Raw genomic sequence first — 14223 nt, 5'->3', positions numbered from 1 at the left:
TGTCCATTAGAGCGGGAGTAAAAGCGACTTTTCGTGCTGAAATAAGAAGGAGATGTTATATATGTTGGATAAAGAGGCTTTGGTAGAATCATACCGCGGACAGTTACAAGTCGTTTTAGAAAGTAAAGTAGAAGAGTTTCACATGTTTGGTTATGACCGAGTGACAGATAATGATATTTGGAAGTTTCTCAAGGTGAAAAAGTGGAAGAAGATAGACAGTGATGTTAGGTTATATGAATTAGTAAATGATGTATTAAGAGTAAGTACTAATGAATATATGACTTATTTAACTGTTGAAGCATATCAAGCGCCACTTTGGTCATTTGATGAATATGAAAATAAATAACTGACTGTAATTGGTTTGTTCTTCCTTTTGCAGTATAATGATAGGTATTGATAAAGAGGAAAGAATTATGTCTAAGATTATATATAAAGGAGGTAGTGAAGAGGAAAAATAAATAATGAAAGTGTAGGTATGGTGACAAGCTTACCGACACAGCTAGTGATGAACTAGCGGAAATACATGTATTTTATAGAAAGGAAGTCTACTAACTAGGCGTATGCACACGTGTAAAAATGAATCGTAAGAGATTTATTGAAAGTGTTAGTAGCAGAAAGAGGGTACATATGGCAAAGCGTGGTACAAGAATTGCCGCCTTTTTCCTCATCGTTTTATTAATTGGTGGAGTGATTGGTGCGGCAGGAAAAGACATAGCAAAAGGAATTAGTCTAGGACTAGACCTTCGCGGTGGTTTTGAAATTCTGTATGAAGTAAAACCAGCCAAAAAAGGTGATAAAATCGATCGTGATGCACTTGTCAGTACAGTAGGTGCTCTTGAAAATCGTGTCAATGCACTCGGTGTAAGTGAGCCGAACATTCAAATCGAAGGAGAAGATCGAATTCGCGTACAGCTTGCTGGTGTACAAGATCAGCAAAAAGCACGTGACATGTTATCAACACAAGCAAAATTAACATTCCGTGATGTGAATGACAACCTTCTTATGGACGGAGCGGATTTAAAAGGCGGCGGAGCAAAGCAAACATTTGATGAGCAAGGCCGTGCAAGCGTAGGTCTTACACTAAAAAGCGCTGACAAATTCCGTGAAGTAACTGAAAAAATTTCAAAAATGCCACCACCAACGAATTTAATGGTAATTTGGCTTGATTTTGAAGAAGGAAAAGATTCGTATAAAGCAGAGTCTGCAAAACCGAATCCGAAGTTTTTATCAGCAGCAACAGTAAACCAAGTATTTAACCAAGCTCAAGTATCTATCGTAGGTGGAAACTTTACAGTGGAAAGTGCGAAAGAACTTTCATCTTTATTAAATGCAGGTGCACTTCCTGTTGATTTAAAAGAAATGTATTCAACATCTGTTGGAGCGAAATTTGGTCAACAAGCATTAGAGCAAACGATTTTCGCTAGTGCGATTGGTATCGCTCTTATTTTCTTATTTATGCTTGTATTCTACCGTTTACCAGGACTTGTAGCGGTTATTATGCTAGGCTTATACATTTTCGTTACATTGCTTGTCTTTAACTGGATGCATGCGGTTCTTACGTTGCCAGGTATTGCAGCGTTAGTGCTCGGGGTAGGTATCGCAGTTGATGCGAATATTATTACGTACGAGAGACTGAAAGAAGAGCTGAAAATTGGTAAGTCCATGATGTCAGCATTTCGTGCTGGTAACCATCGTTCATTAGCAACAATTTTAGATGCGAACATTACAACACTTGCAGCAGCTGGTGTATTATTCGTTTATGGTAATAGCTCTGTAAAAGGATTCGCAACAAGTTTAATTGTTAGTATTTTAGTCGGTTTCATTACGAACGTATTCGGTACTCGTTTCTTACTAGGTTTACTTGTAAAGAGCCGTTACTTCGATAAAAAACCATCTTACTTTGGTGTTAAGGAAAAGGATATTATTCCATTAACAAAAGGTGTAGTACATCCACCGACAAGATTTGATCGTATTAATTTCGTAAATATCGGTCATAAATTCCTTATCTTCTCGATGGTAGTTGTAATTGCAGGTGCAATTATACTACCAATTTTCAAACTGAATCTTGGGATTGACTTTGCAAGTGGTACACGTATCGACTTGCAATCTAAACAAGCACTTACTGTGTCAGATGTTCATAAAGATTTGGAAGAATTGAAAATTGATGTGAAGGAAGAAGATATTGTACCGACTGGGGACGACAATAAAGGTTTCGCCGTTCGTACATTAGGAGTTTTATCAAAAGATGAAATTGCGAAAGCAAAAACATTCTTCCATGATAAATATGGTACAGAGCCAAACGTAAGTACAGTTTCACCAACAATCGGTAAAGAAATCGCACGAAATGCATTTATCGCAGTATTAATTGCTTCGGTAGTTATTATCTTATACGTAAGTATTCGATTCCGATTTACGTATGCATTATCTGCAGTACTTGCATTACTACATGATGCATTCGTTATGGTTGTTATGTTTAGTCTTTTCCAGATAGAAGTAGACTTAACGTTTATCGCTGCGGTATTAACAATCATCGGTTATTCTATTAATGACTCAATTGTTACCTTTGATAGAAACCGTGAATTATACAAACAGAAAAAACGAGTTCGTGATATAAAAGACCTAGAAGAAATCGTAAATGCAAGTATTCGTCAAACGCTTGGTCGTTCGATTAACACAGTATTAACAGTGTTATTCCCGGTAATTGCGTTACTTATCTTCGGTAGTGAGTCACTTCGTAATTTCTCGTTTGCGTTACTTGTTGGATTAATCGTAGGTACGTATTCTTCTGTTTTCGTTGCCTCTCAAATTTGGTTACTACTTGAAAACCGTCGTTTGAAAAAGGGGAAAAACAAGAAGAAGGTTGAGAAAGTAGAATCTGAACCGCAAGTATAAAAAAGATGATGTCTCTTTATGAGGCATCTCTTTTTTCGTTTGTGGATACAATAAGGTAGCAACTTTTGAAAGAAGAAAGTGGAAGAAAGCGGTAAGGTTATCGCTGTTTTTGTTAAAATAAAGTGACACTTTAATAAGTGGGGGGTTTTATTCATCCCCACTTATTATTAGCCCCACCAATCGGGCTTTTACGGGCAGCCCGACTCCCACCTAACTTCCTCTTATTTGCCGGATTTTGAGGTGGGGGGCTTACTGCCCACAAATAGCGGGATAAAAAGATAGGTTAAGAAAAGAAGGGATTTTAATTATGGAAAAAGATGAACGTTTTAAACAGGCTGAGTTTGGTGCTATTGTCGGTATCGTTGGTAATATTATATTAGCGATTATAAAAGCGGTAATTGGTTATATTGGAAACAGTAAGGCACTATTGGCGGATGCAGTGCATTCTGGATCAGATGTAATCGGTTCGCTAGCTGTACTTTTTGGATTGCGAGCAGCGAAGCAGCCGCCTGATGAAGATCATCCGTACGGTCATGGTAAAGCGGAATCGATTTCAGCGATTATTGTAGCGGTATTATTATTTATTGTTGGACTAGAGATAGCGATTTCGTCTATAAAAGCTTTTTCACAAGAATTAGAACCGCCGAAGGGAATTACGATTTTTGCTGTCATTTTTTCTATTGTCGTGAAAGAAGGAATGTTTCAATATAAATTCCGATTAGGGAAAAGGATAAATAGTGATGCAATTATTGCAAATGCATATGAGCACCGTTCGGATGTGTTTTCCTCAATTGCAGCTTTAATCGGCATTTGTGCAGCTATCATCGGTGGTAAATTAGGTTTAGATTGGCTTGTATATGCCGATCCGATTGCAGGATTATTTGTTTCAATTCTTGTTGCGAAAATGGCGTGGAGTATTGGGGCGGAAGCGATTCACGCAACGCTTGATCATGTGCTTCATGAGGAGGATGTTATTCCGTTTAGAGAAGCAGTTCTTCAAGTGGAAGGTGTGAAGAAAATAGGTTCTTTATATGCGAGGGAACATGGTCACTATGTAATCGTTGATATTAAAGTATCTGTAGATCCATATATCACTGTAGAAGAAGGGCATAGCATCGGAAAGCATGTGAAAGAAACACTTATGAAACAAGATAACGTACAAAATGTGTTTGTACATATAAATCCGTATTCTCCAAATTAAATAGCATTAATATTTTAGTATATGGATATTGCATCGTAGCTTGCATCATATTGTCACCCCTTAATCTGTCTTGTATAATGGATAGGTTAAGGGGTGATTTCGTGTTACAACCGAAGACGCGTTGGAAAGAAAAAGAATATAGTGAAGAGCGAGTGAGTGAATTAGCAAGTAAATTGCAATTATCACCTCTTGTTGTTTCGTTATTCCTCGGTAGAGGATTAGATACAGAAGATAAGATTTTAGATTTTTTAAATACAGAAAATCAAGAATTTCACGATCCATTTTTATTAGAAGGAATGGATAGAACGGTAGAACGTGTAAATAAGGCGATTCAAAATGGAGAGCAAATATTAATATTTGGTGATTACGATGCGGACGGGGTAAGTAGTACGACTGTCTTATATCTTGCGCTTCAAGAATTAGGTGCAGAGGTAGAATTTTATATTCCAAACCGTTTTACAGAAGGGTATGGGCCAAACGAAGAAGCGTTTCGTTGGGCGCATAGCGCTGGGTTCTCGCTAATTATTACCGTAGATACTGGTATTGCAGCTGTACATGAAGCGAAGGTAGCGAAGGACCTTGGAATAGATCTTATTATTACAGATCACCATGAGCCACCGCCAGAATTACCAGAAGCACTTGCGATTATTCATCCGAAATTAGAAGGCGGTGTTTATCCGTTTCACTATTTAGCGGGTGTTGGTGTTGCGTTTAAAGTTGCACATGCACTTTTAGGGCGCGTTCCAGAACATTTATTGGAAATCGCAGTAATCGGTACAGTAGCTGATTTAGTATCGCTACATGGTGAAAACAGATTGTTAGTACAGCGCGGGCTTAAACATATGCGTATGACAAGAAATATTGGTTTGAAAGCTTTATTTAAAGTTGCTAACGTTTCGCAAAGTGAAATTACAGAAGAAAGTATTGGCTTCTCAATTGCACCGCGTATTAATGCGGTGGGACGTTTAGAAGATGCAACACCTGCTGTTCACTTATTATTATCAGACGATCCAGAAGAAGCGAAAGAGCTTGCTGAAGAAATTGATGAGCTGAACAAACTTCGAAAAGATATTGTAAAGCAAATTACAGAAGAGGCTATCGCTGAAGTGGAAAATAATTTCCCGCCAGAAGAAAACAAAGTGTTAGTGCTTGCAAAAGAAGGCTGGAATCCAGGTGTAATTGGGATTGTTGCTTCTAAATTAGTTGAACGTTTTTATCGTCCAACGATTGTATTGAGCATTGACCCTATAAAAGAAACGGCAAAGGGTTCAGCGCGTAGTATTGCAGGGTTTGATTTATTTGCTAACTTGTCTGATTGTAGAGAGTTATTGCCACACTTCGGGGGACACCCGATGGCAGCCGGAATGACGCTACATATGAATGATGTAGATGAATTAAGACGTAGGTTAAATGAGCAAGCTGATGTGATTTTAACTGAGGAAGATTTTATTCCAATTACAGCAGTTGATGCTTTTTGTAAGGTGGAGGATGTAACTCTTGCTGCAATTGAGGATATGCAAAAGTTAGCGCCGTTTGGTGTTGGAAATCCAAAACCACGTATTGCGGTAAAAGATGCTGATTTGGAAAGTATTCGTGCAATCGGATCAGATGGTTCACATTTGAAAATGGCACTTCGTGACGGACAGGCAATACTGGATACAATTGGATTCGGATTTGGTGCGTATGCGAAAGAAATTTCTCCAGTTGCGAAAGTTTCTGTAATAGGAGAGGCATCCATTAATGAATGGAATAATTTTAAGAAGCCACAATTAATGGTACAAGATATTGCTGTAGAGGCATGGCAATTATTTGATTGGCGTAGTATGCGTAATGTGGAAGCAAATTTAGCAGAACTTCCGAAAGGAAAAATAACAATGGTGTATTTTTCTGAAGAGGTATTGAATAAGTTTTCTTTAGAAGACTATAAAGAACATCTCGTGCATGCATCAGAGGTCACACAGTTAGATGATCAATACATCGTTTTGCTTGATTTGCCGAAAGGAACAGATGAATTACGTGACCTATTTAAAATGGGATTCCCATCGCGAATTTATACGTTATTTTATCAAGAGAATAACCATTTATTTAGTACAGTCCCAACGAGGGAACATTTTAAATGGTACTACTCTTTCTTGAACCAAAAAGCACCATTTTCTTTAAGACAATATGGGGAACAACTATGTCGTCATAAAGGTTGGTCGAAAGATACAGTAAATTTCATGACACAGGTGTTTTTTGAGTTAGAATTTGTTACAATAAAAGACGGTGTCATTTTTATGGCCGAACAAAAACAAAAGCGTGATTTAATTGAATCGAACACATATCGTGAGAAAATGAACCACTTACAATTAGAAAAAGAATTGGTTTATAGCACATATCAGCAACTATATACATGGTTTGAAACGATTCGTAATCATAAATAAGTAGAACAGTTAGGGTAAAGGATTTGTATTTACAAACCTTTTATATCTGAGGAGGATTCAGAAATATGGATTTCAAGCAACATATCGCAATTGTACCGGATTATCCGAAAGAAGGTATTGTGTTTAAAGACATTACACCTTTAATGAACGACGGTAAAGCATACAAAGCAGCAACAGATGCAATCGTTGAGTATGCAAAAGAAAGAGATATCGATGTTGTAGTAGGACCAGAAGCTCGTGGTTTTATTATCGGTTGCCCAGTTTCTTATGCATTAGAAGTAGGATTTGCGCCAGTTCGTAAATTAGGAAAATTACCACGTGAAGTAATTACAGTTGACTACGGCAAAGAATATGGTACAGATGTTTTAACAATCCATAAAGATGCAATTAAACCGGGTCAACGCGTATTAATTACAGATGATCTATTAGCTACAGGCGGAACAATTGAAGCAACAATTAAGCTAGTTGAAGAACTTGGCGGAGTTGTAGCAGGAATTGCATTCTTAGTAGAGCTTACTTACTTAGATGGTCGTAAAATGTTAGATGGTTACGATGTATTAGTATTAGAAAAATACTAATCACTATATAGTAAAACTACGGTGATAAAAAGTACCCGTGAATCTCTTGGAGAGGATCGGGTACTTTTGTATAATTGAACAAAAAATTATGGTGAAATGTCAGTAAAATCTTTTCCTTTTCACAATTCACAATCATTGGGTTATAATGATAGAATATAATTTATTCTATTTAATAAAGATAAAGTCAATTTTCAATAAAAGGTGATTCGATGGCAAATGAGCAAGTACTAACAGCTGAACAGGTACTCGAGAAAGCAAGTCAATATTTAGCGGATGAAGATATTGAGCTAGTGGCACGTGCCTATGAATATGCACGTGATGCGCATAGCGAACAATATAGAAAATCGGGTGAACCATATATTATTCACCCAATTCAAGTTGCAGGTATTTTAGTTGATTTACACATGGATCCGGCTACAGTATCGGCAGGTTTCTTGCATGATGTAGTGGAAGATACAGAAATTACATTAGAAGATATTGAACGGGAATTTAATAAAGAAATCGCTATGCTTGTCGATGGTGTTACAAAGCTCGGAAAGATTAAATATAAATCTCATGAGCAACAACAAGCAGAAAACCATCGCAAAATGTTTATCGCAATGGCTCAAGATATTCGAGTTATTTTAATTAAACTAGCTGATCGTCTTCATAATATGCGTACATTGAAACATTTGCCTCAAGAGAAGCAGCGACGCATTGCAAATGAAACGTTAGAAATCTTTGCACCTTTAGCACATAGACTCGGAATTAGTACTATTAAATGGGAGCTAGAGGATACGTCACTTCGCTATTTAAACCCGCAGCAATATTATCGTATTGTGAATTTAATGAAGCGTAAACGTGCAGAGCGTGAAGAATATTTAGACGAAGTAATGACTGGTATTCGCGAGAAATTAAAAGAGGTTTCAATTCAACCTGAGATTTCTGGAAGACCAAAACATATTTACAGTATTTATCGTAAAATGGCATTGCAAAATAAACAATTCAATGAAATTTACGATTTACTAGCCGTACGTGTCGTTGTGAATAGTATTAAAGATTGCTATGCGGTGCTTGGAATTATTCATACGTGCTGGAAACCAATGCCAGGTCGTTTTAAAGATTATATTGCAATGCCGAAAGCAAATTTATATCAATCTCTTCATACGACTGTAATTGGACCGAAAGGTGATCCGCTAGAAGTGCAAATTCGTACGAAAGAAATGCACGAAATTGCAGAATTCGGTATCGCGGCACATTGGGCGTATAAAGAAGGAAAGACAGCAGAAACAACAGGTACATTAGAGAAGAAACTAACGTGGTTCCGTCAAATATTAGAATGGCAAAATGAAGCTTCTAATGCAGAAGAGTTTATGGAGTCATTAAAAATTGATTTATTCTCTGACATGGTATTCGTCTTCACACCGAAAGGCGATGTAATGGAATTACCACTTGGATCTGTTCCAATTGACTTTTCTTATCGTGTCCATTCAGAGATCGGGAATAAAACAATTGGTGCAAAAGTAAATGGAAAAATGGTAACCCTTGATTATAAATTAAAAACGGGTGACATCATTGAAATTTTAACATCGAAACATTCGTATGGCCCAAGCCAAGATTGGGTGAAACTTGCTCAAACATCTCATGCGAAAAATAAAATACGTCAATTCTTTAAGAAACAGCGTAGAGACGAAAATATTGAAAAAGGCCGTGAACTTGTTGAAAAAGAAGTACGTGGTCTAGAGTATGAGATGAAAGAAGTGTTAGCTCCTGACAATTTAAAACGTGTTGCTGAGAAGTTTAACTTTGCAAATGAAGAAGATATGTTTGCAGCAGTTGGATATAACGGAATTACAGCGGCGCAAATTGTTACGCGACTAACGGACAAGTTCCGTAAACAACGTGAAGAAGAAGACATCGTTGAAGTTAAAGAAGTTCGTAAACCGATGAAAATTCGAAAATGGGATTCTGGTGTAAAGGTAAGCGGTGCTGATAATTTACTAATTCGTTTATCAAAATGCTGTAACCCAGTTCCGGGTGATGATATCGTTGGGTATATTACGAAAGGCCGAGGTGTATCGATTCATCGTCGTGATTGTGTCAATGTGCATACAGAAGAAGCTGTAGAGCGTTTACTAGAAGTAGAGTGGGAAGGTAGCCCTGAAAAAGAAATTGAATACAATGTTGATATTGAAATTTCAGGCTATGATCGCCGTGGTTTATTGAATGAAGTATTGCAAGCTGTTACAGAAACGAAAACGTATATCTCAGCTGTTTCTGGTAGAAGTGATCGTAATAAGATGGCAACGATTAACATGTCGATTTCTATTCGAAACTTACAGCACTTGAAAAAAGTAGTAGAGCGCATTAAACGTGTTCCAGAAATTTATGCAGTACGACGCATGATGCATTAATAGGGAGTGTAGAAAAGATGAGAGTTGTTTTACAACGATCAAAGGAAGCGTCTGTCACAGTAGATGGTGAGATTGTAGGACAAATTCCATTCGGCTTAACATTACTAGTGGGCATTACGCATGAAGATACAGAAAAAGATGCAACTTATATTGCAGAAAAAATTGCAAACCTACGCATTTTTGAAGATGAGAGCGGAAAGATGAACCACTCTGTACTTGATGTAGAAGGACAAGTTCTATCTATTTCGCAATTTACATTATACGGAGATTGCCGTAAAGGGAGACGTCCAAACTTTATGGATGCTGCGAAACCTGACTATGCAGAGCGTTTATATGATTTCTTTAACGAAGAGGTTCGTAAACAAGGATTACATGTAGAAACAGGGAAGTTCGGAGCAATGATGGACGTTTCTTTAATCAATGATGGTCCGGTGACCTTAATTGTGGAAAGTAAATAGTATTGTTAAAAAAGAGAGGGTTATATGACCCTCTCTTTTTTATACATTATTGTATGTTTTGTTCATTTATCCCGCTATTTGTGGGCTGCCCGTAAAAGTCCGATTGGTGAAGGCTAATAATCAGTGGGGGATGGACAAAACCCCCATTGATTAAAATTTCACTTTAACATAGGATGATTGTGAAGGGGAATAAAAGAAAAAGAAGGTGTAGCATGCTTCAAGAATTCAATATAGCTTTGCGTTTTATGCTAGAGTTATGAGTTCTTGGGATTGTTGGGTACTGGGGGTTTCGAATAGGAGAAATACCTGTTGTGAAAATTATACTGGCTATTATTCTTCCGATTGTTGTTGCTGTCATAGGGGGGTTATTTGGAGCTCCACACGCAGAGTGGGAAGTGCGTGGTATATTGCATGTATTGTTAGAAATTAGCGTTTTTGGAGTAGGTGTTGCAGCGTTATATCATTTAAAGCACCCTTTACTTGCGAGTGGATTGGCTACTGTTATTATTGTTAATCGCATTCTTATGTTTATTTGGAATCAATAGCTGTTTTCAGTTATGTATAACTCTTTCATCAATATGGAACAATAACAAGTAAAACATCCATATTGAATGTGAGGGATATACGTATGCGTATGAATGAAAAAGGGCATTCTGTTACAAATGGTGCAAATCAACTGTTTAACGTGAATTTTCATGATTTTATTTCAAAAGAGCAAAACAATACTTCAATGGAGCTTGCTTCAGAGTTCGGAATTTCACTGCAAGATGTAAAGCGCCTAAAGAAGCAAATTGAGCGCTCTTAGAGCACTTGACAATCCTACTCAACAAACGTATAGTAATTTTATATTTACATATGAATATAGCCGTTGATAGAGAAGAGTAAATGAGATACACATGGAAAGAGAAGAAATGTCCTAGGCTGAAAACATTTCTACATGATGACTGATTGAATGACACTCTGTAGGTTTCAACTTGAAAGGCTTATACGCCTAGTAGAGATGAACGCACATTTAAGCGTTATTAAAAAAGTGGAAGCATACGTGCTTCAATTAGGGTGGCACCACGGGTATAATACTCTCGTCCCTACTGTTCAAACAGTAGAGGCGGGAGTTTTTTTATTTTTATTAAGATTAAAACAATTTGAGGAGGAACTGAATATGTCTATTCAAATCCCACGCGGAACGCAAGATATTCTTCCAGGTAGTGTAGAGTTATGGCAGTATATCGAAGGGCAAGCGCGCGAAATTTGCCGTCGTTACAATTATAAAGAAATTCGTACACCAATTTTTGAACACACAGAGCTATTTTTACGTGGTGTTGGTGATACGACAGATATCGTACAAAAAGAAATGTACTCATTCCAAGACCGTGGAGAGCGTAGTTTAACATTACGTCCAGAAGGTACTGCACCTGTTGTACGTTCTTACGTTGAAAACAAAATGTTCGGTGATGCAACACAACCAACGAAATTATACTATATCGGTCAAATGTTCCGTTATGAAAGACCACAAGCAGGTCGCTATCGTCAATTCGTGCAATTCGGTATTGAAGCAATCGGTAGTAACGATCCTGCAATTGATGCAGAAGTAATTGCACTTGCTGTAGAGTTTTACCGCGGCATGGGCTTAAAAAATATTAAAGTTGTATTAAACAGCTTAGGTGATGCAGCGAGCCGTCAAGCGCACCGCGATGCATTAATTGCACACTTTGAGCCGCGCATCGGAGAATTCTGCTCTGATTGCCAATCTCGCTTAGAAAAAAATCCTCTTCGTATTTTAGACTGTAAGAAGGACCGTAATCATGAACTAATGAGTACAGCACCATCTATTACAGAATACTTAAACGAAGATTCAGCAGTATACTACGACAAAGTTCAAGAGCTATTAACGATGATGGATGTTCCATTTGAAAAAGATCCGAACTTAGTACGTGGTTTAGACTACTATCAACACACTGTTTTTGAAATTATGAGTGAGGCAGAAGGTTTCGGTGCTATCACAACATTAAGTGGCGGTGGTCGATATAACGGACTTGTACAAGAAATCGGTGGACCGGAAATGCCTGGTATCGGTTTTGCGATGAGTATTGAACGTTTAATTATGGCGCTGAAAGCTGAAAACATTGAATTGCCAATTGAACATAGTATCGATTGTTACGTTGTAGCGCTTGGTGAAAAAGCGAAAGACCATGCTGCGAAAGTTGCGTTTGATCTTCGTAAAGCTGGATTGTCAGTTGAAAAAGATTATTTAGATCGCAAAATGAAAGCACAATTTAAATCAGCGGATCGTTTAAATGCGAAATATGTAGCTGTATTAGGAGAAGATGAGCTAGATAAAGGCATCATTAACTTGAAAGATATGGAAACAGGCGGACAAGAAGAAGTAGCGTTAGATGTATTCGCTTCATACGTAGCAGAGAAATTAATATAGGGGGAACTTACAGTGGCTGAAAGAACACATGCATGTGGAAAAGTAACGGTAGACGCTGTTGGACAAACAGTTCAATTAAAAGGTTGGGTACAAAAACGTCGTGACTTAGGCGGATTAATCTTTATCGACTTACGTGACCGTACAGGTATCGTACAAGTTGTATTTAACCCAGAAACATCAAAAGAAGCGCTAGAAGTAGCAGAAACAATTCGTAGCGAATACGTATTACACGTAGAAGGTACAGTTGTTGAACGTGGCGAAGGTGCCATTAATGACAATATGGCAACTGGTCGTATTGAAGTACAAGCAACGAAAGTAAACGTATTAAATGCAGCGAAAACAACGCCAATTATTATTTCTGATGACACAGATGCATCAGAAGATGTGCGTTTAAAATATCGTTACTTAGACTTACGTCGTCCTGTAATGTTCAACACATTTAAAATGCGTCACGACGTAACAAAAACAATTCGTAACTTCTTAGATACAGAAGAATTCTTAGAAGTTGAAACACCAATTTTAACGAAGAGCACACCAGAAGGAGCTCGTGACTATTTAGTACCAAGCCGTGTGCATGATGGTGAATTCTATGCATTACCGCAGTCTCCGCAGTTATTTAAACAGCTTCTTATGGTCGGCGGATTTGAGCGTTACTATCAAGTAGCACGTTGTTTCCGTGACGAAGATTTACGTGCGGATCGTCAACCAGAATTTACACAAATCGATATCGAGGCATCATTCTTAACACAAGATGAAATTTTAGAAATGATGGAGCGTATGATGACGAAAGTCATGAAAGATGCGAAAGGTGTAGAAGTTAGTGCACCATTCCCTCGTATGAAATATGCTGATGCAATGGCTCGATACGGTTCTGATAAGCCAGATACACGCTTTGAAATGGAACTAACAGACCTATCTGAATTTGCAGCAGGTTGTGGTTTCAAAGTATTTACAAGTGCTGTAGAAAACGGCGGACAAGTAAAAGCAATTAATGCAAAAGGTGCTGCGAGCAAATACTCTCGTAAAGACATCGATGCATTAACTGAATTTGTAAAAGTATATGGTGCAAAAGGTCTAGCTTGGCTGAAAGTTGAAGAAGACGGCCTAAAAGGACCGATTGCAAAGTTCTTCGGTGAAGAAGATGCAAATGTGTTAATGAGTACATTAGAAGCTAATGCTGGCGACTTATTACTATTCGTAGCAGATAAGAAGAGCGTTGTGGCAGATAGCTTAGGTGCACTTCGTTTACGCTTAGGTAAAGAGCTTGAGTTAATTGACGAAAGTAAATTTAACTTCCTATGGGTAACTGATTGGCCACTTCTTGAGTACGATGAAGATGCAGATCGTTACTTCGCAGCTCACCACCCATTCACAATGCCATTCCGTGAAGATGTTGAGCTATTAGAAACAGCACCAGAAAAAGCACGCGCACAAGCATATGACCTTGTATTAAACGGTTATGAGCTTGGTGGTGGATCACTTCGTATTTACGAGCGTGACGTACAAGAAAAAATGTTCAAAGCACTTGGATTCTCACAAGAAGAAGCACAAGAGCAATTCGGATTCTTATTAGAAGCATTCGAATACGGTACACCACCACACGGCGGAATTGCATTAGGTTTAGACCGTCTTGTTATGTTACTTGCAGGTCGTACGAACCTTCGTGATACAATTGCATTCCCGAAAACAGCAAGCGCAAGCTGCTTATTAACAGAAGCTCCAAGCCCAGTTGCAGAAGCACAGCTTGAAGAACTGAACTTGAAGTTGAACGTGAAAGAAGAGAAGTAAGAGAAGTAAAAATAGGGTCTAGATGGTTATACTAATACCATCTAGACTTTTTTAATGGA

General features: G+C 37.9%; 11 protein-coding genes and 1 other annotated feature. All 11 genes read left to right on the top strand.

Features of this window, described 5'->3' with window-relative positions; all coding sequences use genetic code 11:
• Window positions 1-61: 61 nt before the first annotated feature.
• The 11 genes from LUS72_RS21840 to aspS all read left to right on the top strand — a co-directional run bounded on the left by LUS72_RS21840 (window position 62) and on the right by aspS (window position 14164).
• A complete protein-coding gene (locus tag LUS72_RS21840) occupies window positions 62-346 on the top strand; it encodes a post-transcriptional regulator (RefSeq protein ID WP_097830586.1) in 285 nt (94 codons plus the stop codon).
• A 281-nt stretch (window positions 347-627) separates the two neighbouring features.
• Complete coding sequence (gene secDF / locus LUS72_RS21835; RefSeq protein WP_097830587.1) at window positions 628-2892, top strand: protein translocase subunit SecDF; 2265 nt, start codon at window positions 628-630, stop codon at window positions 2890-2892.
• A gap of 307 nt (window positions 2893-3199) precedes the next feature.
• On the top strand, window positions 3200-4093 hold the full coding sequence (locus LUS72_RS21830; protein WP_097830588.1) for a cation diffusion facilitator family transporter: 894 nt from the start codon (window positions 3200-3202) through the stop codon (window positions 4091-4093).
• A gap of 101 nt (window positions 4094-4194) precedes the next feature.
• Complete coding sequence (recJ, locus tag LUS72_RS21825; protein WP_097830589.1) at window positions 4195-6516, top strand: single-stranded-DNA-specific exonuclease RecJ; 2322 nt, start codon at window positions 4195-4197, stop codon at window positions 6514-6516.
• A gap of 65 nt (window positions 6517-6581) precedes the next feature.
• Window positions 6582-7094, top strand: a complete 513-nt coding sequence (locus LUS72_RS21820; RefSeq protein ID WP_000346217.1) for an adenine phosphoribosyltransferase — start codon at window positions 6582-6584, stop codon at window positions 7092-7094.
• Window positions 7095-7303: 209 nt separating this feature from the next.
• Window positions 7304-9487 carry a GTP diphosphokinase gene (gene relA, locus LUS72_RS21815; RefSeq protein ID WP_071747440.1) on the top strand — a complete coding sequence of 728 codons (2184 nt, stop codon included), beginning with the start codon at window positions 7304-7306 and terminating at the stop codon, window positions 9485-9487.
• Window positions 9488-9504: 17 nt separating this feature from the next.
• On the top strand, window positions 9505-9945 hold the full coding sequence (locus tag LUS72_RS21810; RefSeq protein WP_001266956.1) for a D-tyrosyl-tRNA(Tyr) deacylase: 441 nt from the start codon (window positions 9505-9507) through the stop codon (window positions 9943-9945).
• Between the two features lie 269 nt (window positions 9946-10214).
• A complete protein-coding gene (locus LUS72_RS21805; RefSeq protein ID WP_264449076.1) occupies window positions 10215-10490 on the top strand; it encodes a YrdB family protein in 276 nt (91 codons plus the stop codon).
• A gap of 83 nt (window positions 10491-10573) precedes the next feature.
• Window positions 10574-10750: a hypothetical protein gene (locus LUS72_RS21800; RefSeq protein WP_001242605.1), complete on the top strand. Its 177-nt coding sequence runs from the start codon at window positions 10574-10576 to the stop codon at window positions 10748-10750.
• Between the two features lie 54 nt (window positions 10751-10804).
• Window positions 10805-11035: a binding site (T-box leader), on the top strand.
• Between the two features lie 69 nt (window positions 11036-11104).
• Window positions 11105-12376 carry a histidine--tRNA ligase gene (gene hisS / locus LUS72_RS21795; protein ID WP_097830590.1) on the top strand — a complete coding sequence of 424 codons (1272 nt, stop codon included), beginning with the start codon at window positions 11105-11107 and terminating at the stop codon, window positions 12374-12376.
• 12 nt (window positions 12377-12388) lie between these two features.
• The gene (aspS, locus tag LUS72_RS21790) at window positions 12389-14164 is read left to right on the top strand and encodes an aspartate--tRNA ligase (RefSeq protein ID WP_264448250.1); all 1776 of its coding nucleotides are present in this window, start codon (window positions 12389-12391) and stop codon (window positions 14162-14164) included.
• Window positions 14165-14223: the final 59 nt, after the last annotated feature.

Source organism: Bacillus cereus (assembly GCF_025917685.1).
GTDB lineage: Bacteria > Bacillota > Bacilli > Bacillales > Bacillaceae_G > Bacillus_A > Bacillus_A cereus_AT.
This window is presented reverse-complemented; position numbering and strand designations above follow the sequence as displayed.